Annotated in this window: 16 protein-coding genes; 4 read left to right on the top strand and 12 right to left on the bottom strand. The window is 42.9% G+C overall.

The features are described from left to right. Nucleotides 1–423: 423 nt before the first annotated feature. Together AABK40_RS06435 and AABK40_RS06430 are read left to right on the top strand one after the other, a co-directional pair. Nucleotides 424–2,307, top strand: a complete 1,884-nt coding sequence (locus AABK40_RS06435; protein WP_338397977.1) for a hypothetical protein — start codon at nt 424–426, stop codon at nt 2,305–2,307. Nucleotides 2,308–2,359: 52 nt separating this feature from the next. Next, on the top strand, nt 2,360–2,794 hold the full coding sequence (locus AABK40_RS06430) for a hypothetical protein (protein ID WP_332920596.1): 435 nt from the start codon (nt 2,360–2,362) through the stop codon (nt 2,792–2,794). A gap of 580 nt (nt 2,795–3,374) precedes the next feature. Here AABK40_RS06430 and AABK40_RS06425 read toward each other — a convergent pair. The 8 genes from AABK40_RS06425 to AABK40_RS06390 form a co-directional block, all read right to left on the bottom strand. Then, nucleotides 3,375–4,901 (bottom strand): carboxypeptidase regulatory-like domain-containing protein, encoded by a 1,527-nt coding sequence (locus tag AABK40_RS06425; RefSeq protein ID WP_338397976.1) that lies wholly within the window; start codon nt 4,899–4,901, stop codon nt 3,375–3,377. A gap of 6 nt (nt 4,902–4,907) precedes the next feature. Beyond that, complete coding sequence (locus AABK40_RS06420; protein WP_338397975.1) at nt 4,908–6,290, bottom strand: CsgG/HfaB family protein; 1,383 nt, start codon at nt 6,288–6,290, stop codon at nt 4,908–4,910. Then, the gene (locus tag AABK40_RS06415) at nt 6,290–6,721 is read right to left on the bottom strand and encodes a curli assembly protein CsgF (protein WP_332920593.1); all 432 of its coding nucleotides are present in this window, start codon (nt 6,719–6,721) and stop codon (nt 6,290–6,292) included. Before AABK40_RS06415 ends, AABK40_RS06420 begins: the two co-directional genes overlap by 1 nt. Nucleotides 6,722–6,732: 11 nt before the next feature. Next, the gene (locus AABK40_RS06410; protein ID WP_338397974.1) at nt 6,733–7,089 is read right to left on the bottom strand and encodes a CsgE family curli-type amyloid fiber assembly protein; all 357 of its coding nucleotides are present in this window, start codon (nt 7,087–7,089) and stop codon (nt 6,733–6,735) included. Nucleotides 7,090–7,497: 408 nt separating this feature from the next. Continuing rightward, nucleotides 7,498–8,220, bottom strand: coding sequence for a tetratricopeptide repeat protein (locus tag AABK40_RS06405; RefSeq protein WP_338397973.1), 723 nt, complete (start codon nt 8,218–8,220; stop codon nt 7,498–7,500). A 116-nt stretch (nt 8,221–8,336) separates the two neighbouring features. Further along, entirely contained in the window at nt 8,337–9,755 is a 1,419-nt protein-coding gene (locus AABK40_RS06400) for a CCA tRNA nucleotidyltransferase (protein ID WP_332920590.1), read from the bottom strand. A gap of 19 nt (nt 9,756–9,774) precedes the next feature. After that, entirely contained in the window at nt 9,775–10,293 is a 519-nt protein-coding gene (locus AABK40_RS06395; protein WP_338397972.1) for a hypothetical protein, read from the bottom strand. A 478-nt stretch (nt 10,294–10,771) separates the two neighbouring features. Further along, entirely contained in the window at nt 10,772–11,434 is a 663-nt protein-coding gene (locus AABK40_RS06390; RefSeq protein WP_338397971.1) for a hypothetical protein, read from the bottom strand. Between the two features lie 184 nt (nt 11,435–11,618). On the opposite strand from AABK40_RS06390, the gene AABK40_RS06385 reads away from it, so the two are divergent. Next, on the top strand, nt 11,619–12,929 hold the full coding sequence (locus tag AABK40_RS06385) for a pyridoxal phosphate-dependent aminotransferase (protein WP_338397970.1): 1,311 nt from the start codon (nt 11,619–11,621) through the stop codon (nt 12,927–12,929). A 125-nt stretch (nt 12,930–13,054) separates the two neighbouring features. Continuing rightward, complete coding sequence (locus AABK40_RS06380; protein ID WP_338397969.1) at nt 13,055–15,349, top strand: patatin-like phospholipase family protein; 2,295 nt, start codon at nt 13,055–13,057, stop codon at nt 15,347–15,349. A 68-nt stretch (nt 15,350–15,417) separates the two neighbouring features. Here the strand turns inward: AABK40_RS06380 and AABK40_RS06375 are convergent, their stop codons facing one another. The 4 genes from AABK40_RS06375 to AABK40_RS06360 all read right to left on the bottom strand — a co-directional run bounded on the left by AABK40_RS06375 (nt 15,418) and on the right by AABK40_RS06360 (nt 20,810). Continuing rightward, entirely contained in the window at nt 15,418–18,030 is a 2,613-nt protein-coding gene (locus AABK40_RS06375) for a malectin domain-containing carbohydrate-binding protein (protein ID WP_338397968.1), read from the bottom strand. 107 nt (nt 18,031–18,137) lie between these two features. After that, entirely contained in the window at nt 18,138–19,373 is a 1,236-nt protein-coding gene (locus AABK40_RS06370) for a transglycosylase SLT domain-containing protein (protein ID WP_338397967.1), read from the bottom strand. 8 nt (nt 19,374–19,381) lie between these two features. Beyond that, on the bottom strand, nt 19,382–20,002 hold the full coding sequence (locus AABK40_RS06365; protein ID WP_332920583.1) for a hypothetical protein: 621 nt from the start codon (nt 20,000–20,002) through the stop codon (nt 19,382–19,384). A gap of 328 nt (nt 20,003–20,330) precedes the next feature. Continuing rightward, complete coding sequence (locus AABK40_RS06360; RefSeq protein WP_332920582.1) at nt 20,331–20,810, bottom strand: DUF4494 domain-containing protein; 480 nt, start codon at nt 20,808–20,810, stop codon at nt 20,331–20,333. Nucleotides 20,811–20,868 lie beyond the last annotated feature (58 nt).

Here is a 20,868-nt window from a genome sequence, read left to right as displayed (position 1 = left end):
AAACCTTGCACTAAATCAACTATCAAAAATATGCTTTAGGCACCCTTCCCTTACACCCATGGCTTTTGTTTGATATTATACTATTGCATTTCGATCATTTTATTACATCAATATCACTCCAAAATAAAAGCATAAAAATTACAATCATTAATTTTTATCTTGTTAAATAACAAAAATAGCGGCGACACAACCATTTTAGCCACTAAATCCCTTTGTTTGATATTTAAACTTTTTATTAAAAAATATAAACTTACGCCTTTTTTGGTACACCAACACCTACAACGACCAAAGTCCGGAATTGGATAATGTGATGGATATTGATACTTTTGATAAATATTATTTTTCTTGTATTTTTTTTTACTATAAGGCGACATTATCAAACGTAACCTTGTAAAAACCATTACTAACCAAAATTTATTACTTATGAAAAAAGTGTTTATCGCAGCATCTGCATTATTCCTAACAGGATCTGCATTTGCGCAAACAGCAAACGTTTCTCAGGATGGTAACAACCATTCAGCGGTGATCAATCAGGGCGATCCAGCAGAGAAGCCTGCCGAGATTTCACAAGCACGATTTGACCAATTTCAAACTACAGAAGGTAATGTTGCTACTTCCACTCAAACAGGAAGTTCTACTGCCGCTTACACCAACCAAAAAGGTGAAGGCAATACGGCAACTACTGTACAAAATGGTAATGGTGGTGCAAACAAGGTATCCACTTCGGTGATTTATCAGGTAGGAAAAGACAACAACGCTGATGTAATGCAGCAAGGTAACAGTCACAACTCTACCATCCTTCAGTTAGGTGAAAATGACAACAACACCCAGGTAACACAGTACGGTGCTAATAACAGCTCGAAAGTTCAGATTGGCGTAGGTTGGGCAGAGAAAAACCAAGTTTCTGTTGAACAAGGTAGAGAAGGCAGATCTGACAACAACAACGTTTCAAATGTTGACATCAGATATGATGCTAACGTTACAAAAATCAAGCAATTAGGAAGCAACGGCGTTGCTGATGTTTGGCAAAGCTCAAAAAACCTGAAAAGAGATCATGTAACTAAAAACAGCAATGGAGCGGTAATGGCTGAAGGAGCCAACGACGTGAACTTCACTCAAAGAGGTGGTGGTAAAAACGTTTTAAAGTCAACTCAGGACTGGGGTGATGCAAACGCGAGATTCAACAAAATTTATGGATCACAGAATGGTACAAAAATCACAGCAGTGGTTGACCAGGATGTGAAAGGAACAGACGGACTTAACAGTTTGAACCTATTACAAATGGGTAAAAATCATGTTGTGGATGTAAGCCAAAATTCAAATGGTGGTGCCAACTGGGGGCAAATCAAGCAAACAGGTGATGGCCAGGTTGCTGTTGCTACACAGGATTCGGAAAGCAACCAAAACCGAATCATCGTTCACCAGTCAGGAAAAGACAACGTCAGTGTTTCTGACCAGTCTAATGGAGATAACAAATACAATGAGAACAAAGGAAAAGTTACTCAGGCTGGTACTAACGGGGTGGCTACTATAAACCAGGATGCGCAAGACTGGTCTTACAACAGTGCAGACTTAAACCAATCTGCTGCAAGCAAAAACGCCGTTGTAACAACCAACCAAACGGCTTCTGCTAATCAGAGCAGAAACATGATCACTACTGATCAGCAAGGAAATGGATCTATTATCGCGGTAGATCAAGTAGCTGAAACAGGTGCACAGAATGATGCTCATCTTGGTCAGTATGGCAAAGGTAATGTTGCTGACGTGGATCAGATGTCATCAAACGGCGGCCAGGCATTGGCACTCTCACTACAAGCAGGCACAAAAAGTGTAGCGGTTGTGAACCAAACTACTGATAATGCTTATGCATTGGCGATTGTAGGTCAGGACGCAAAGAACAGTGTTGCGGTTATTACTCAAGAATCTTCGAATGGCGGTATTGCTGCAGCTGCAGTAGGACAGTTAGATGGCGAAAATATTGCTGTTGTAACCCAAAATGTTGATGGTGGTCTCGCAGGTGCAATTGTTGGCCAAAGTGGTGATGATAACTTCGCAGCAATCAACCAAGGTATCGGTAGTGATATTACAGGTATTGCAGGCGCATTGATTTCACAGGATGGTGATGATAATGTAGGCATAATTTCTCAGGAAGTAAGCTCAGTAAGTGTTGAAGCTATGATCGTTACTAACGGCGATAACAATAGTGCATTCATCGATCAGTCTTCAATGACCAATGTTTCTGCTACAGCAGTGATCAACCAGATGGGTGATCGCAATTTTGCTGCGATCAGTCAGGGAATGAAATAATTTAACTTTAGCAGCGGGTATTTTTTCTCGCTGCTTTTTTAACTTTTATGGGATGAAGATTGTGATCATGCTTGTGTGTTTTATATGTTGTGCTACCAGTGGTATTTGCCAAACTGGACTGCCCAAACAAAACGAACATGCGCCTAAAGCACCCCAGGTAGAAATCCTTTTTTCCTCTCCCAATATCCCTGAAGGCAACCAGCAAAACTCTATTTCCATTGAAACATCCATTTTACAAATAGGCGACAAAAATTATATCGATTTTTCTGCAGAGGAAATGACAGGAAACTTTGAGCTTATTCAAAATGGTAACAACAATAAATTAGAGTTGGCGGTAAAGGGAGCTAATCAAACAGTAACCATTACCCAACAAGGTGATGGCAATTACTTGAAAATGGAAGAGGTAAATCCTGAAAAGATAGGTAACTCATTTGATTATTCTGTATCGCAAACCCACGGAGGTCATGTGATCATTACGAATAAATAATTGACAATAAAATTTAAAAAGGTCAGCTTTATTGCTGACCTTTTTTTTGCGTTAAACTCCACAGCAAAGAATTTGTAGTAGACAGCACTAAATTTACCGTCTCACCACACCTATCGCAAGGCGCCCTCTCGTAACACACGATTCACCATAAACATTGATCACAAGCGAAACATGCACGATAGATGATAGGTTCAGCAACAAATGGTCATTTTCACCCTTTACAATATACTCTCACGCAATGCAAGGCGATTAAATGTCGCAAAATGGCTGAACTTAATTCCTCTTCAAGCAAACTAACTGTAGCCGATGTGAACAGAGAAAACTTGCCAGACAGAGCCCAACCCCTATCGGAAGTCGTCGTCCCGTGACACACGAATCAGTAAATGGCAAAAATTAATTCGTGCTCTAAAAGCACAAAAAAAGCGTTACGGACTGAACCATAACGCCAAAAAATTCTCTTGCTATATAAACTATGGCTACCTTCTTTCAGTGCGACTCGCACCTCTCACTTTAAAATTGTGGGCAAGCCTGCCTTTTAAAGCCATCGGAATTATGCCATAATTAATCTGTCAAAATCTCATTATCGCCAATCAGGCATGGCGGCATCGGCAAACAATAAGGTGCGATTATCGGTATCTTCTGACTTCTCTCCTGCGATATAAATTTGAGTAGCGGCACCAAAATTGTTCGGCCCCGACTGAAAAATGATATTCGCTCCGCTCGGACTCAAACGTGGGTGGTGATCGTTGAAACCCGAAGGCTTCTCCGTTTCGAGAGCAGTAATTTGTTTTGAGGAAAGATCAATACTGAAGATCGAGGCATCGAGCTGTCGGCCGTCTGCGGCATCGTGGCCAGATTTATCTCTGGTGTACCACACTTTTTTACTGTCAACGCTGAACGTTGGAGAGCCCAGCGTCCCTGTGGCATCACCGATCAGTAATTCCTGACCACTGCCATTGGTATTCATCAGGTAAAGCTCATCATCACCAATGGCATTGCCCACCACCCGACAAACCAGTTTACTGCTATTGGGTGCCCATTCTACCTCAGCAAAATGTCGATCTGCTGGCGCAGTAGCCAATTGAGTCAAACCCGAGCCATTATAATCTATGCGGTATAACTTATCATAAACAGGATACAGTAAATATTTGCCATCTGCCGACCAACAGAAACCCCCACCAAAATTATGATAACTGCCCATTGGCAGGGTTGTTAGCTTTTTTGGCGTTGCACCTGAAAGGTCGGTCAGGAATAATTGCCATCGGCCATCTTCCAAAGCAGAAAATGCCACCAAGTCATTCTTTGGATTGATTCGTGGCCAATGAACCCCCAACCCTGAATTGGTCAGCTGGATCGTCGCCAGGGAGTTTGGATCACCTGCAAAAAGCTCATTTCCTTTGTTCGTTTTTCTGGTGAAAACAAATCGGGCATTGGTATTTGAAACCGTGCTAAAGTGCCATAGTGGCCCCTGTCTTTCATGATCACCTCGAATAGTGGTTACCTGCCAAAAATACTGTTGTCCAGCAAAGCCATCAAAAGAATAAGTGGTATCTGTAAGTCCTAACCGTTGATCGTAAACCTCCTCCTGACTTCCCTGATAGATGATCAGATTATAGGTAGTTCCTTCCGCATTTAGGGTATCAGCACCCCAGGCCAAATCAAATTGTACAGCCACCCCCGACGCCCCATCTGTAGGCTGGGGAGCATAAGGCATCACCAAATTTAAGTCCTCATCCTCCTCGTCTTTTTCTTCCATCACCACCTGAATCACCTGTTGTTCATCGGCACGCACAGCCACATTTACCGCACGACCTTTATAACCCGACTTATACAGGTTCAAAACATACTCCCCTACGGCCAAACGTTCGATAAAAAACTGCCCTGAAGCATCAGTTATTGTCGCAGAACTTGCTGGGGTAGTACTGACACTCACCCCTTCAATCGGCTGACGGTCATTATCAAAAACCTGACCTTGCAAGGCGCCAGTCAAGTCGGGCTCTACAGGAACATCCTGACAACCCAACATCAAGAGGCAGGATAAAATCAACAAGCCCAAAGCGCTCATTTGTTTGGGCCAAAAACTGCCCGAAAATATTACTGTTTTCATAATAGGTTAATGTCTAAAGAGGTAAAAATTCAAACCGAGCATACCGTTGAATTGGTAATCATTGTAGCGTCCGCGGCGCAATCCGTCGAAATCATCCGTGAGGTAATACTGGTAAGCGAATTGCCCAAACACAGACATAAAGCTGGTCAGGGCGATATCTACACCAACCCCTGCCTGGCTATAGGCCGTACCGATCGGTTCAAGGTTTGAGTTGTCATATGGAAAATTGATGTTTTTATTCCACTGTGCATAGCCTAATCCAGCCATAACATAGGGCGAAAATGTTCGGTGCTGACGGAACTGAAACCCAATGTCGAGCCCACCATGGAAGTAGTTTTGCTTCCAGCCTCGGGCTTTTAATCCACCCATTTGTGCTGAAATATCCACAAACCAGCCATTATGATGTAAATAACCCAGTTTCGCACCCGCAACAGGGCTTACGCCCTCGCGCTGATAATCACTAAAAAGCATATTTGCGCCTGCACCAAGGCCAATTTTCAATTGCCCTCTACGCTGGGTTATCAATTCACCACGGTCGTCCTTCATATCGTTGAGGCGCTTTTCCTCCAGATACATCTTCACTGCCCGCTGCTGCTCCACGGAACCATCAGCATTCGCCCACAGCCCATCGAGCATTCCTTCAATAACTAAAGTATGCACTGCTTTTTCTATCGCTTGCGTAACGGCCAGCTCCATGGGCTCATTATAGGTTGTTCCCACTTCTGCTTCGAGCAGCCTTTTAAAAGCCACATATCGAAAAACACCAAAATCGATCATCTGCGAAAGGACAGTTTTGGTGGTGTAAACAGTCTTTAGAATTTTTCCATTTGAAGTAGAAACTGCACGAAGGTAAACCGTAACACGATCCTCGCGGTATTGTCCGTGTGCTCCAGTACCAAAATACTGCAAACCTGCACCGCCCGTAACCACATTGGCATCATAGGAAATAATGCCCCCTTCGAGCACAATATCACCAAAAAGTAATGGAGGGAGTTTCGCCGTTTCCCCTTTCGATTGGTCAAGGTAAGCCGCCTGACTTGAACGGATAATTTTCCGCTCATTCAGTAAATTGGACAAGCCTTCGCGCTCAATAGGCACAAACCAGCCACTTTCTTCCAAAGAACGGAGCAAAATACTGGTGGCACCCTGCGTTACGGCCGTGGACCATGAGGCCCCGTTTGTTGCTGGCTTATACTGGCCCGTCTGGTCACGAAATTTATAAACGGCAGCAATAATCTTTTTTTCGGGAGCAGGTAAATCATTGAATGCTCGCGCAGTGGGTGTTTTGGTACCCAGGCGTGCGGGGGTGGTGGTTACTGCCTGATAATTCCCCCCACAGGCGCCAAGAAAGGCCGCCAGCAGAACGAGTAAATAATTGGAATATCGCATCAGAAAAACGGTACATCTATTCGGGTACTACCTCCAGTTCGGCCATCTTCAATATTGACAAAAAAGCCTTCCAACCCTTCTTCAATATCCACATTAAAGTCCCCTAAAGTGAAGGAGCCTTCCTGCAGCTTGCCATCTTCTCCGAGGTAATCCTCAAGAATTTTATCCTGAATAGCATCTACAATTCTGTTTTCAAGACCATCAGCCAAATCATCCCACTTTTGATTTGGGTTTTCCTGCTCAATCAGCTGATTCATGGCGTCCTCTTTGGGGTCCGTGTAAGTATTTTGCTGATTGGCGCCATTGAGCAAAGAGGAATAATTCAGATAAGAGCCCCCAAAAGAGGTATTAATGGGGGTATAAACAAAATCCTGCGCCTGCACCTGAGGGAGGCATGCAAAAAGTAATAAAAATAGGCTAATCCTGATCATTGTAGGTTGGGTTAATAAATGCCATTGCCCAGCAATTCAAATGCTTTGAGCAATTCCTGATTATTCTGAATATAAATTTGCGTTTGCCTGACGGCATAATTGGCGTAAGCTTCGATAATTTCCTCTCTTGCGGTAATCATATAATTACCGACCACTTCATTATTGACCATAATGACCACCTCGGTAGCGTTTCCTCGGGCGCGTTTCTCTTTTACCTCAAGGGTTAAGCCTTCCGAAACTTTTGGCCACACCCATTTTTTTTCAAACTGATAAAAAAACTCACGCCCTGGAGGTGTGATGGTTTGATCCACCAAAAAACCTGAAAGCTGATCCTGCGGAGGACTCCACAGGGCGGTCAATAAAAACATAATTATTACCATAAATAAATACACTAATCAATGTGAAGGTATTTAAATTATGCCCAAAAAAATAACAGAGGTAAGATTTACATCAGAAAACCCATTGTTTAACCTCAAACCTCCCTCAGTTTAAATTTAACGATGTTTTGGCTATAATTATGGCAAATAACAGATGTAATAAAATCTATTAAATAACATAAAAACTAACTTCCATTATCTATTGTTATTGAAATACCTCTCCTGAAAACCCACTATCAATAATGTAAAAGCAACAAAATATAAAATAAAGGACCACAACAGGACCACCTCAGTTTTTAGGCACAGCCTCTCTCCCCAGATCCTTTGGTAATGCGCAACAAAAAAAGGCTACCCGAAATGGGTAGCCTTCATCATCATGTATCGTATTTCGCTGAAAACCTATTTCAGGGTTTTCAATCGATCCTGGGCAATTTTAAAGTTTGGTGCAATTTCCAAAGCTTTATTGATGTCTTTTTTAGCTTCAGCAGTATTTCCCTGAATGGACTCCATCACCCCTTTAAGGTTGTAAATAACTGCTTTCATTGGAATCTGAATTTGCTTTCCATCAGTACCTTCAACGGTTACCTTGTTGGCCAAATAGGTTTCATCCTTCAACAAAATATTCACATTGGTTTCACACTCTTTGTACTTTTTCAGTTCCAGCTGCAATAAAGACAATTGATAAAGCGCCTCTTTTTCATTCGAAACCAAATAGTAAGACTCAAAAGCCTCGGCTGCTTTTTGTTTCGCCCCTAAATATTGTAAGCCGTAGGCTTCAATCTGGTGAGCGGCTACATTATTGCTATTGATCGCTTTGGCATCTTTTGCCGCCATAACCGCTGAAATCCACTCTCTTTGTTCGAAATAAATATTCGCTAAATTCACCAAAAGCGAATCATTCTGATTGTCAATGGTAATCATCTTCATCAATGCAGATTTTGCCGTGGCGTAATCATTATATTGCATTGAACGGCGATAACTCAAGTCATTGATATGATAATAATCTGCAATGTTTAAAGTAGGTAACGCTTTAGCTCCTTCTTGATCAGACGTCTTTGAATCTTGCGCTTGTACGGCATTCCAGGTACAAAACAACGCAACGATCAGCATTAATTTTTTCATAAAAAAATAAGTATTTACGCCTCAAATATAGGCTTTATCCCTAATCTGCGGGAAATATTAACAGTATTTAACAAAAGAGGAAGGCTGCCTGCCTTCCTCTACTAATATGATATCGATTAATCTTCTTTTCTCTCCAACCCCATCTCTTTACCCAGCTTTTTCATCAATTCAAAAGCCTGATCATGGTTGTTTTTTATTTGCCCTTCAAGGATAGCCTCCTTAATGGCATCTTTTATCGCACCTACCTCTCGCGAAGGTTTGAGGTCGTAATACGCCATAATATCCTCCCCAGAAACTGGCGGCTGAAAGTTTCGCACAGAATCGTTTTCTTCAACTTGCTTCAGTTTTTCCTCCACAATATCAAAGTTCTTCAGGTACTGCACGACTTTTCGCTCATTCTTAGAGGTGATATCCGCACGGCACAGGATCATCAGGCTTTCCAGCTCATCACCTGCCTCAAAAAGCAATCGGCGTAAAGCGGAATCTGTGATTTCTTCCTTCACCAAAACAATCGGACGCAGGTGCAAGCGCACAAGCTTTTGCACCATTTTCATCTTATCGTTCAATGGCAGTTTAAGCTTTTTGAAGATGCCAGGCACCATTCGCGCGCCCTTATCCTCATGCCCATGGAACGTCCAGCCCGCTTTGGGATGAAAACGCTTCGTTGGTGGTTTGGCAATATCATGCAAGATGGCCGCCCATCGAACCCAAAGGTCATCGGTAACGGTGGCCACATTGTCGAGCACTTGCAATGTATGGTAGAAATTATCTTTGTGCTTCTTGCCATTTTTCACATCTACCCCATAGAGTGCGACCATTTCAGGAAAAAACTGATCGAGTAATTTCGCCTGAAATAACAGCTTGAAGCCGTAAGAAGGCGTTTTGGCAAGAATAATTTTATTCAGCTCGTCAGCAATTCGCTCACGGGAGATAATGGATAAACGCTCGGCATTTTTCCCAAGCGCATAGAAAGTATCTGGATGAATATCGAAATTCAATTGGGTGGCAAAACGAATAGCACGCAACATCCGCAATGGATCATCAGAAAAAGTGATGTCTGGGTCAAGCGGCGTTTGGATCGTCTGCCGTTTGATATCGCCCATGCCATCGAAAGGGTCAATGAGTTCACCATAATGATCAGCATTCAGGCGGATGGCCATCGCATTGATCGTAAAATCTCTGCGGTCCTGATCATCTTCGAGTGTACCATCCTCCACAATGGGATTTCGGGACTCTCGCTGATAGGACTCCTTCCGTGCCCCCACAAACTCGACTTCCCAATCGCCATCTTTGAGCATAGCCGTCCCAAAATTTTTAAAAACAGACACCTTCACATGCCCCACCTTATCGGCGACTGCCTGCGCAAGTTCAATACCACTGCCCACACAAACAATGTCAATATCTTTGCTTGGGCGCTCCAAAATAATGTCGCGCACATAGCCACCAATGACATAAGTTTCTAAGTTAAGGGCATCAGCACATTCCTGAATTTTCTTGAAAATCGGAACTTTATCTAAATGTGATTTATAATTCATTTAATCCAGGTTTCGGATTTTAGTGATCGGTAATTTTAATATCGCCTGAAGCATCGTGGGCTACAGTGCGCATTCGAAATGGAAAACGAATGTTTTGGTCTTGCAAAATTAGTACATTATCCTGTTGTTGCAACCACTTGAGGTCTTTTGCTTGCTCAGGCAACACAATAGCGATAAGGGGTTGTTGTACCATGGCAAGTTCGTTGAAGTGATTTTTTTTCATGAACATGGCCTGAAGGGTCTTCTTCTTTGCCAATAAATCTTCGGGAACATTTCTGGCTTCAGGCATTATTAAAGCGACAGGCTTTTCGGTAAACTCCACAATATCATAGGCTGTTTCTGGAATATTCTCAAAATAAATATTTAGCAATCCGACTTCATTCACCAAAAGAAAACAATGCCCAGGATTCAGATTTCCTGCCTGCATTAAGCTTTTCAAGAGTTGCTGTTCCTTCATGGACAATATCAGGGCGGTCTCCCCTTTCCCCTCAATTTGCCAGACCTTATTTTTCCAATCTCTATTTCTTCTTATTTCCATAACCACAAAAATAAAAAAGATCACTCACAAAGCGACCTTTTCTGATGTATAGAATGAAAATTAAATGATAACAGTCATTTATTCAGGGACACCCAAGCACAAATTAACCATTAATCTGACCAACGGTCGAAAATCGAAATGCTCACAACCTGATCATCTACCTGACCGATAACTGATCTAAATTCTGACGGATGCATCAAACATTTGATTCGCTGCACGCAATAACGTTTCCCTCAGGCCCCAATGTCATTAAGTTAAGAAACAGTCGATCATTTGCTCGAAATTATGACTTTAAAGCAGATTAAACCAAAGGGTATTCAGAGAGGTATGAGTCGAAAGGTTATTTAATGTGTATTTAAAATTTCTGTTTTTATATCCCGAAGGGATTTTCATTTCATTAAATGAAGAATTGCTCAAATTAATACATGCCTTCAAGCAATATGCCCTTAACTTAATGACATTGCCTCAGCCCCTATATTTAACGCTTTAAAATCAAATTTTCATTCGCTGGGCTATAATGCCGATCCTCGACATAAAAATCCGAATTCAGAGTCAGGATAACCACCTTATCGGTAAGTGGTGAAAACACTTGCTGTTGCAGGTGCCCCAAAACAGGATTCCACAGAAAACTCTTACCCAACAAAGGGGCATAGTGAGCTTTACACCTTTTCGACAACGCCCGCAGTGCCTCCACATTATCCATCTCCGAAAACCAATCCTCCTGCAAGGTGTTAATGCTCATTTTCTCGATATCCAGAGACAGGTGATCAAGAATTAAAGAAGAACGGATCCAGACGGTATCTTGGGAATTGACGATGGTTGTTTTTGATTCATCCCCAAGGTCAATGAAATAACCACATCGCCCAGGCACAAAAAACACCCGCTGAACGGTGGCATCGTAATAACGAATACCAAAAACGGTATAGGCTGATTTTTTGCTGATCGTATCGGTATATAAAAAAGTCTGTGTGGCCAGCTCTACCCGACCAGTTGCTTTCAGTTGATCCAAAAAAATGCGGTCTTTATGTTCAAGCGCAATGGTCTGCTGCCGTAACGCTTCTTTCTCCTTTTGATAGGCGTACCAGCGGTAAGCCCCAAATGCTAAGACAATTATAATTATAAGTTGACCGATTTTTTTCATAAACAATAGGTACTGATCTGTTGTAGAGCATACAAATTGAACATTTTTCCTTAAAAAATACACCTGCAGACCAATTTCCTTTGAAATTTCGCCAATTTAACGGACATTCACGCACTTATTTTAAAAGTGAAAAACTCACTGTAAATCAGTGTTTTTTATAGATAATTTTATCCTTTTTTAGGTTATGAGACAACGTTTGTTAAGGGAAGGAGCCAGAGAGCTGACCTATGAAATTAGGGGAATAGTAAAAAAAGCTGAACTGATTAAGGCTTCTGGACAAAACATCTACTGGGAGAATATTGGCGACCCTATTCAAAAAAATGCGCAAATGCCCGCATGGATGAAAGACATCATCGGTGGCTTGATTCAGGAGGATGACACTTTTGGCTACTGCCACTCTAAAGGTGTTTTGGAAACCCGTGATTTTCTGGCCACACAAACCAATGCCCTTGGCGGTGTGCAGATTTCTGCCGACGACATCCTGTTCTTTAATGGCCTTGGTGATGCCATCTCGAAATTGTATCAATTCCTGATGCCCTCTTCGAGAATCATCGGCCCTTCACCAGCCTACTCCACCCACTCCTCTTCGGAAGGGGCTCATGCCAACACGGCACCACTGACTTATAAACTCGACCCCGACAATCACTGGTACCCAGACATGGACGACCTTTACCTGCAGGTAAAGTACAATCCAAATATTGTCGGTATCCTGATCATCAATCCCGACAACCCAACGGGTATGGTGTACCCTCGGGAAATTCTCGACCGATTTGTCGCCATTGCCAAAGAATTTAAACTGTTCCTGATTTCGGATGAAATTTATTCAAATGTGACTTACAACGGTGCTACGGCCTATTGTCTTGCTGAATATATCCAGGATGTTCCTGGCATTGCACTGAAAGGAATCAGTAAGGAATTCCCGTGGCCAGGAGCCCGATGTGGCTGGATGGAATATTACAACAGAAACAGCGATCAGCAATTCGAGCAGTTTTGTCAGACCCTTGACAACGCCAAAATGCTGGAGGTTTGTTCCACCAAATTACCACAAAAGGCCATCCCGCTGATCATGAACGACCCGCGCTTTCAGCCTTACCGCAAGGCAAAAAATGAAGAAATTGGCGAGCGCAGCAACATCATCACGGAAATCCTTTCAGAAGTACCTTACATCACTTTCAACCCTACCAATGGGGCCTTCTACAATACCATCATTTTTAAGGAGGGCGTATTGAAAAAAGGCCAGCATCTGAAAATGGATAATCCACAAGCCAGCGCTCTGATGAAACAATGGGAAGAGGCCGAGCCGGATATGCCACTCGACAAGCATTTTGTTTATTCCCTATTGGCTGCCAAAGGGGTATGTGTCGTACCCACTTCCTCTTTTGCCAGCATCCTTCAGGGCTTTCGGGTAACCCTGCTTGAAGAAGATCAGGATTTACTCCGACACATCTTCAAAAACATTAAAGAAGCACTGTTGGAATATTGCACGTCCATCTAAAATACAAAGCCATTTCAAGAGATTGAGGTGGCTTTTTTGTTTCTATCCTAAAATGATTGTGTTCCATCTAAAAAATGTAGATATTCCCCCAATAACAACGATCAACCTCTACATCAACACCTATTATGCGATTCGCATTTATTCTCTTTACATTACTTTCACTCGCCTTTTCTGCCTTTTCGCAACCCCAAGACACGCCATCGGAACGTCCGAAAATTGGTTTGGTCCTCAGTGGTGGTGGCGCCAAAGGCATTGCCCATATTGGCGTATTGCGCGCTATGGAAAAAGCGGGAATCCGACCAGATTATATCACTGGAACTTCCATGGGAAGCCTTGTCGGTGGACTTTATGCCATTGGTTACAGTGCTGACGATATAGAGCAAATCATTCGGGGCATTAACTGGAATGAAGTACTGAGCAATAAAATCCCTTACCGAAATGTGGTGGTGGAAGAAAAACCATATTACTATCGTTTCATGATTGATTTGGTGTTTGATGGCCAAAAAATCAGTTTGCCACAAGGAATGATTCAAAGTCAGCAAATCAACCTGTTGCTATCAACACTTACCCGAAGCGTGCATGGTGTAGAACAATTTGACGACTTCCCTATTCCATTCAGGTGTATTGCTTCTGATATTGCCACGGGCGACAAAGTGGTCCTTTCTCACGGCAACCTGGCCCTGGCCATGCGGGCATCAATGGCTATTCCTTCCGTTTTCACGCCGATCAATCTTGATGACAAAATTTTGGTTGATGGTGGCCTGATCAGAAACTTTCCTGTAGATGAGGTAAAGGAAATGGGGGCTGATATTGTGATTGGTGTTTTGGTGGCGCAGGATTTGCTGAACAAGGAAGCCCTGAAATCAGCCACAGGAATTTTGTTTCAATCCGCCTGGATGAACGGTGCTTACGACACCCGAATTCAGAAGGCGAAATGTAATGCCCTCATTCAGCCCGATCTGTTGGCGTTTACTTCTGGAAGCTTTAATAAATTTGAAGAAATTCTGGCTCAAGGCAACAAAACTGGCGAAGAATTTCAGCCCTATTTCGATCATCTTGCCGACAGCCTGGCCTCCTTTGGTGAACAGGCGCCTATAAAAAAGCGGCATCAACGGGACGAATATAACATTACCCAGTTTGAGCTTGCGCCCTCTATTGCCGACAATGAATCATTACTGGCCTCTACGCTGCGGTTCAAAAAGAATGATGTGATCGATGTCGATGAGATTAACAATGAACTGCGAAGGATTTATGGAACATTGCAGTTTTCAAGGCTCAATTATGAAATCCTGAAAACGACCGATTCAACGAACACTATTAAATTGACGGGAGAAAAATCGCCCATGGGACGCCTTTCCTTCAGCCCGAATTACTCCAGTGAATACCGAGCAGGCCTGGTGTTCAACTTTGCTGTGTACGACTGGGTATTCCCCAACTCCCGATTAAATACCGAATTGAACCTATCAGAATACCCATATATGAATATTAACTTTCTGAAAGGCATAAAAAACTCCAACAGGGTTTCGGTGTACCTTGACATGACCGCCGCCAGCAATCCTATGCCCAGATACAGTTCCTTCGGAAAGAAAACCGCTTTAATGACCGAGCAGTTTTTCAAACCCATGGTGGGCATTCGGACCGTCGGCACCTTTAAGCATTCGGTATTTTTTGAAGCCGGGGCCACCTTTGCAAAGCACAGCCCCACCATTGCCGATGAAACCATCCGCCTGATTGACAACCTGAATTACACCAATTTGGAATACCGATTCAGGTACACCTATAACTCCCTTGACCGCCGATTTTATGCCAGAAAGGGCGCTGATGTCGTATTTTCAACGACCGTTGGTGAGGGGTTGGAAACCCTGAATTTCAATGAAGATGTACTCTCTGATTTGATTGATGAAGACATCACGCTGGAGAAAATCACTTCTAAAAGGGAAATTATCACCGCCCGATTCAATTTTGATCAACACTTTGCTATTGGAGAACATTGGTCTGTTCAGCTTGGCGCCGATGCCTTTTACAGCTTTAACACGAATCAGAACCTCCTGAATTCCGCCTTTGTTGGGGGCTTCAACCCTCGTGAGGGAAATTCCATAAAATTCTGGGGATTAGGATTGCGGGAAATTCCTGCGGAAGATATTTTTGTCAGCCGTATAGGCGTGCAATATATGTTCAGAAATAAGTATGTGGTTCGGGGACTGATCAATTATGGCTATATGCACATCACGGACTCCTTCTTTTCCCCTGACATCAGCCCATATATTTATGATCCTTTTGAGAATGATATTTTTCAGACCATCGGTGGAGGGTTTGAAGTCGCCTACCTTTCAAAATTCGGCCCGATCTCAGTACAGACTGCCCGTGCATGGGGAAATCGACACCTAATTTTCAATTTGAATATTGGCTTTTGGCTGTAGAACAGGCCTCAAACAGAACGTGCTTTGGAGGTGATCCCCCAAAGCACGGTTAACTGATTTACTTTTGATTATCGATGATGTAATACAATAAATCGGATGGACTCTTTTTCTTTTCCGTTTACCCAAAAGCGGGCAGTATAAACGCCGCGCTGAAGGAATAAGGAATAAAAATCGACATAAATAAGATCTCCATCCATCCGCATGAGCGAAGAAGGAATTCTCATTTCTCGACCATCTTTACTCACCACCACCAATTTAAAATCTTCCACTGATGATGCGCCAACATTAAAGTAAGCATGGCGGTCTATGGGATTGGGAAACATAATTGCCCCGGGCTCCGCCGTGAATTCATCGCTTAAAGTATTTAAAAAGCCGAGGGTCCAAAGGTCATTGATCGGATTGGCAGGCTCTATCCGCAGGGCAGAAACTTTGGCATTGTCCACACAAAAGTTCGCATCGCCCCCATCAACATAAAAATGAATATCTAAAGCGGTGGAATCTGCCTGAAGAATAAAGGTTTTCTTCACGGCGCGGTTGGCCCCTTGCCCCTCACGGTAAATATCAAAATTGGATAACTTGCGCTCCCCATTGATGTCTACATTGAAAAATCGGTTACCTGGACTGTCCCAGAAGGTTTCTGCAAAATACAAGGTTACTGTATAAAAACGCTCTACATCCACTGGTACAATATACCTGAAATCCTTCCCGAAACGTTCCGACCAAAATAATCGGTCATCGTCGGTATTTTCGATTTCCACACCTTTAGGAAGGGTATAACTTTTGCCGCCCACAAAATAATTATCCAGCGAATAGACGGTCTCATCACCGCCAACAAAGCCTTCCTGATCATCTGCATTAATATTGATGCCCTCAGCGACAGGGTCCTGTGCCACGCTCTTCACGAATGAAAAAGCCGACAGTTTGGCGTTATCATCCACACCCGCAGGAATATTTTTTGATTTTTTGAATATCAAATTCAGCTGACTTGATGTGGCCTTAATCCTGAAATTTTTCTTCACCTCTGTCTTTACCGCACCTGCTTCGGCAACAATATCAAAATTTTCAAGCAGCAGTTGATCGTCCATATAGACATCAAAAATTCGCTGCCCCGCTGCCTGATGGTATATTTCAGCAAAGTATAGGGTCAGGTCATAATATTTACCCACTTCTGCCGATAATTTGTACCTGAATTCACCATATCGTTCAGTCCAATGCAAATAATCACGGTCGGTACCAGAAATTTCAGACTGGCTGTTGTCCGAAGAACCTTTCCCCCCGATGGCGGAAAAGTCAGCCACAAACAGCTCAAAATCATTGGTGAGGTAATCCTCCTTTGCATTAGCATTCACATAAGTGCCGTCAGGAATATCAGCAGGCACCACGGATAGGCCATTCAATATCGCCAAGCCCTCACTGTCATCTCCTTTCACAAATTCAAGCTCCAGCGTTTCATCATCAGATTGCACCACAAAAGAAACTTCTACCGCTTTGGCTTTTCCTTTAGCCTCTTCGACAATATCAATGGTTTTAAGTTTTTGGCCCTCAACAAGCACATCAAAAAAACGCTGCCCCTGTTGGCTGAATTCCAATTCCGTAAAACCGAGCGTTACCCGATAGCGCAAATTTTTCTCCACAGGAATCCGATATTCGAACTGCTCCCCTTCCCGAAAATTCCGCATAATTCGGTCCTCATTAATTCCAGAGATCAGTCGATAAGGCATCTCACGCTCCTGCCCCCCGAGAAAGAACTGATCTTCCTGAAACAGTTTCTTTTCATCGGAAAAATAGGCTCTCCATCCCCCTGCATTCAGATAAAGTGGCGAACGAACCGCCCGCGAATTCGGCTGCGGCAACACTTCCAACACTAAAACATCCTGAATTTGCTGTCCACATTCGCTGGTAATATCATAAGTAATTTGGTGTGTTCCCAGTGCAAATTCGCTTCCCGAAGGTACTGAAGTGATGACGGTTTCTTCCTCTACCCCAAAATAAGCCTCCACATCAAATTCCACAGCAGTGGCCGCTGGGGTGTTGGTATAAACTTTCAAAGCGGTGTGGTAGTAAGGATCAAAAAGCTTTTCGCCAACCACCAGAATAATTTGCTGACCGGAAGTTTCATTCCCATCATGGTCAAAAGCCGTCCAGGTACGGGTTACCTCTGTGGTCTGGCAATCAATCTCTCGGGCTTTATCCTGATAACAGATACCTTTAACATCGGAACAGCCATCTTCGGCAGTTGGACGCAAGGTAAGATCTGTGGAAATGTTATTGAACCAGTTTTTGGGATCAACACGGGGAACTTCAATATCAGCAGGAAAAGAGGTAAAGACAGGGCCTGTCTGATCATCTTCCACTAAAATCTGTGTAGAAAAGCTTTCGGTAAATCCCAGTTTATCGGTTACGAAAAGGTAATACAAGCCATATTCCAGCCCCGTAATGGTGCTATCACCATCGATGAAATTACCTGCTTCATCCTCCCAGCTCAATTCATAAGGTGCGAGACCTCCACTGATTTTCACACTGATTTCACCATTCTGCTGACCGCAAAGGGTATGTTTGACATTGCTTAACTGAATCGCTAATGGCCTAATTCCCTGCGCCATGCTGAACTGCCCGAGGGGGAAGAGCAATAATATCAGCGTAAAAATTCTCAGTGAACGGTTTGGTAATTTTGCATTCATATAGGTTTGCTTAGGTTTCGTGTAATAATGACGAAAATTTGAGCAAAATTGGATTAAGCAATCATGTACTAATGATCAACAGAAAAAATAAATTTTAAGGATTCCTTTTAGCGGATTAAAACAGTGGCGTTTTCTTTGGGCGTGAAGACCATAGTTCCTTTAGGAAGATATACAAAATCACCAGGAATAATATTTGAATAGAACGTTTCATCTTCAAGATCATTAACATCGAAAATAATTTTCTTCTCTCCTTTTATGCGGTCATAGCAATAATAGCCTCCATTTTCCTGTTGGTTCAACACGGACAACATCAGTTTGGTATCTCTGAAATAATCAAAAACCACCTGACCATCTTCTATCAAAAGGTGTGTTTTCTGCTCCTCCACTGAAAACTGATGCGCGTGCATGTTTGTAGCGTTGATTTTCTTTTCAAGGGCGATATGCTGATCGGTTGCTTTTTGCAAAGGAAAAATTCCTTCTGCAGCTACCAGATCCACACACTCATTGAACAGATTTTCAAATTGATCCGCAGGCAATTCTACCTGATATTTGTGGTATAAATAGTTGGATAGCAGATTGCGCAAATTCACTTTGTACTGTTGTGTATTGATGGTGTACTGATGGTACTTGGAGAAAAAACGCTCGTACACCAGGCTTCGGGTAATGACCTTGTGCGCATAATGTTCGGCATGCTCCCCGATGCCATTATAAGCGCGGACGCCATCAAACTTTTGACCTTTGGCATAATTTTTCACCAATGGGAGAAAATCAAATGTAAAGCGGATCATCTTCTGTGTATTGCGAAAATGATGGTTCCCTTTTTTATCAAAATAAAAGTAATCGGACCAAAGCTCATTGTTTTGCTTCAGTAAAATGCGGGCGGTAGGCTTATACAGCTGACCAAGGCCAATGCTATTGCCGTGGTCCCCCTTAATGTTCGGGTTAAATGCACTTTCAGTATAATGCAAGGCCAGCACCACACTCAATGCCGGGGCATCCTCGCCATGTTGCTGACGGGCGCGCCAGGCTTCCTGCTCGTAATAAGACACAAGATCAGACGGAATCATGCCCACACTGAAAGGATAGTTTTTATTTTTTATCGCATAACAAAATTTCTTCGACTGCTGACGGTAGAAAATCAGTTCGGCAGGTACCGTAAATTGCTTGGGAATATCAAAGCGCTTCTGGTTTCTCGCCCGCAGGCTGAACACATTTGCCAGGGCCGTTTTTTCATCAGAAGGCAGGCGGTTATATCGAAAAGTTTCCGTAACCATCTCTCTTGCATGTGCAGGAAGGAGGATACTGAATAAGAGGGTTAGACTTAGAGCGTAAACTTTCATCATCGCAAAATTTAAAATTGAGGAGAAAACTGAACGCCGATGCTCAATGCATTTTGGTGCATGTGCATCGCATTTTGATTTTGTGTGGCATATTCCCCAGCGTAGACTTGCTGCATATACTGAAGTTCAAAGGCCACAAAATCACTCATTTGATATCCCAGACCGATCGTTGAAGAAAAGGCGAAATTCCATTGGTTGGCTACCTTTTCAGGCGTAAGAACATGGAGTTCGTAACCGCCCATAAAATATAATCTTGATCTTGAATCAGGTCTGATAATCAGCTGCATTGGTAAATCGAGCTGCAAAGTGGAAAGGGTATGCTGAAAAGAATGATCAACATTATTGATGGTGGTGATCTCGTAGGCGCGGAAGTTGTTAAAAGAAGCACCTGCCCCGAGGCGGACATTGATGCGGTCGGCGAAAGGCAAGATCACGCCGCCTTTAAACTGCACCCCCCACTGGTCCATTTGTCCAGCCAAAGGCTCCGTCCAGGCGAAAGTGGATTTTGCACCCAACATCACCCATGGGGTCATTCCATTATTATTTGTATTATATCTGCGGTAGCGGCCATTTCCAGCCAACAATAAAGTGGCTTGTGCAAGAAGAAAAATAAGGAGTATAAATTTTTTCATAGATTGGTGTTTAGCGCCCGAAATACACTATAACAACCCTATAATTCATACACGTGTTTCTATCCCGACGACTTATCGGGATGAATCATTTTTTAAAAGTATGAACGAGGCAACAAACCCGTCAATGGGCTCTAAAAGCCACTTCACAAAGCCCCTTCTCCTGCATTCATACTCTTAAGGCGCTCATCCTACGTCGAAATTACATGCTTCGAAACGCAAAAAATTACCCAAATACGAAAAATATTACATAAAAAAAGGAGCTAAAAAGCTCCTTTTGTATTCTTTATGGTCACCACCTGACTTGCGAACAAGCCAAAGTTGGGATGAATTAATCTTCTTTTTTCTCTACCGGCTTAAAACCTTCAGGAACCCGCTGGTCTGGGCTCTTATATTTGAAGATTTCTACGATAGGTGTCTCAGCAATTTCAGGAACCTGAAAGGGCACCAACATGGTGGAAAGGCTTTCCTGAATGCGGTCATAGGCCTCACGAACGTTGTTTGCTGAAACGATCATCAGGTTAGAAACCTTCTTCTCTTTCTTCGCTTCCTCGTCGATCATGGTGTAAGTCACCTTACATTTGTGCCAGTTGTCGGTGTCTTCATATTCAAAAACATCAACAATGCGGCTTTTAGACATATTGGTTACCTGAAATTCACCACGAATGACAGATCCCAATTCCTCATAAATTCTTGTTTCTGCTTCAGTGAACGACAGTGCATCCACCAAATATTGCTCGGTCATGTTTTTCAACATTCCCTTATCGTCTTCCTTACGATACTTTACTTTACAAAGGAACCAGTTATTCATGTTGTGTATATTTTTCTAATTTTTATCGAGGCGCAAGATAGACATTTAAAGTGAAAGC

The sequence above is a fragment of the Persicobacter psychrovividus genome (assembly GCF_036492425.1).
In the GTDB taxonomy this organism is placed as follows: domain Bacteria; phylum Bacteroidota; class Bacteroidia; order Cytophagales; family Cyclobacteriaceae; genus Persicobacter; species Persicobacter psychrovividus.
Note: the sequence above shows the minus strand (reverse complement) of the source record. Positions and strands in the feature narration are given on the sequence as shown.

What these genes read in the sequence shown, in the direction of transcription:
- AABK40_RS06435 (WP_338397977.1), top strand. Translation starts at nt 424, where the DNA reads ATGAAAAAAGTGTTTATCGCAGCATCTGCATTATTCCTAACAGGATCT.
- AABK40_RS06430 (WP_332920596.1), top strand. Translation starts at nt 2,360, where the DNA reads ATGAAGATTGTGATCATGCTTGTGTGTTTTATATGTTGTGCTACCAGT.
- AABK40_RS06425 (WP_338397976.1), bottom strand. Translation starts at nt 4,901, where the DNA reads ATGAAAACAGTAATATTTTCGGGCAGTTTTTGGCCCAAACAAATGAGC.
- AABK40_RS06420 (WP_338397975.1), bottom strand. Translation starts at nt 6,290, where the DNA reads ATGCGATATTCCAATTATTTACTCGTTCTGCTGGCGGCCTTTCTTGGC.
- AABK40_RS06415 (WP_332920593.1), bottom strand. Translation starts at nt 6,721, where the DNA reads ATGATCAGGATTAGCCTATTTTTATTACTTTTTGCATGCCTCCCTCAG.
- AABK40_RS06410 (WP_338397974.1), bottom strand. Translation starts at nt 7,089, where the DNA reads ATGTTTTTATTGACCGCCCTGTGGAGTCCTCCGCAGGATCAGCTTTCA.
- AABK40_RS06405 (WP_338397973.1), bottom strand. Translation starts at nt 8,220, where the DNA reads ATGAAAAAATTAATGCTGATCGTTGCGTTGTTTTGTACCTGGAATGCC.
- AABK40_RS06400 (WP_332920590.1), bottom strand. Translation starts at nt 9,755, where the DNA reads ATGAATTATAAATCACATTTAGATAAAGTTCCGATTTTCAAGAAAATT.
- AABK40_RS06395 (WP_338397972.1), bottom strand. Translation starts at nt 10,293, where the DNA reads ATGGAAATAAGAAGAAATAGAGATTGGAAAAATAAGGTCTGGCAAATT.
- AABK40_RS06390 (WP_338397971.1), bottom strand. Translation starts at nt 11,434, where the DNA reads ATGAAAAAAATCGGTCAACTTATAATTATAATTGTCTTAGCATTTGGG.
- AABK40_RS06385 (WP_338397970.1), top strand. Translation starts at nt 11,619, where the DNA reads ATGAGACAACGTTTGTTAAGGGAAGGAGCCAGAGAGCTGACCTATGAA.
- AABK40_RS06380 (WP_338397969.1), top strand. Translation starts at nt 13,055, where the DNA reads ATGCGATTCGCATTTATTCTCTTTACATTACTTTCACTCGCCTTTTCT.
- AABK40_RS06375 (WP_338397968.1), bottom strand. Translation starts at nt 18,030, where the DNA reads ATGAATGCAAAATTACCAAACCGTTCACTGAGAATTTTTACGCTGATA.
- AABK40_RS06370 (WP_338397967.1), bottom strand. Translation starts at nt 19,373, where the DNA reads ATGATGAAAGTTTACGCTCTAAGTCTAACCCTCTTATTCAGTATCCTC.
- AABK40_RS06365 (WP_332920583.1), bottom strand. Translation starts at nt 20,002, where the DNA reads ATGAAAAAATTTATACTCCTTATTTTTCTTCTTGCACAAGCCACTTTA.
- AABK40_RS06360 (WP_332920582.1), bottom strand. Translation starts at nt 20,810, where the DNA reads ATGAATAACTGGTTCCTTTGTAAAGTAAAGTATCGTAAGGAAGACGAT.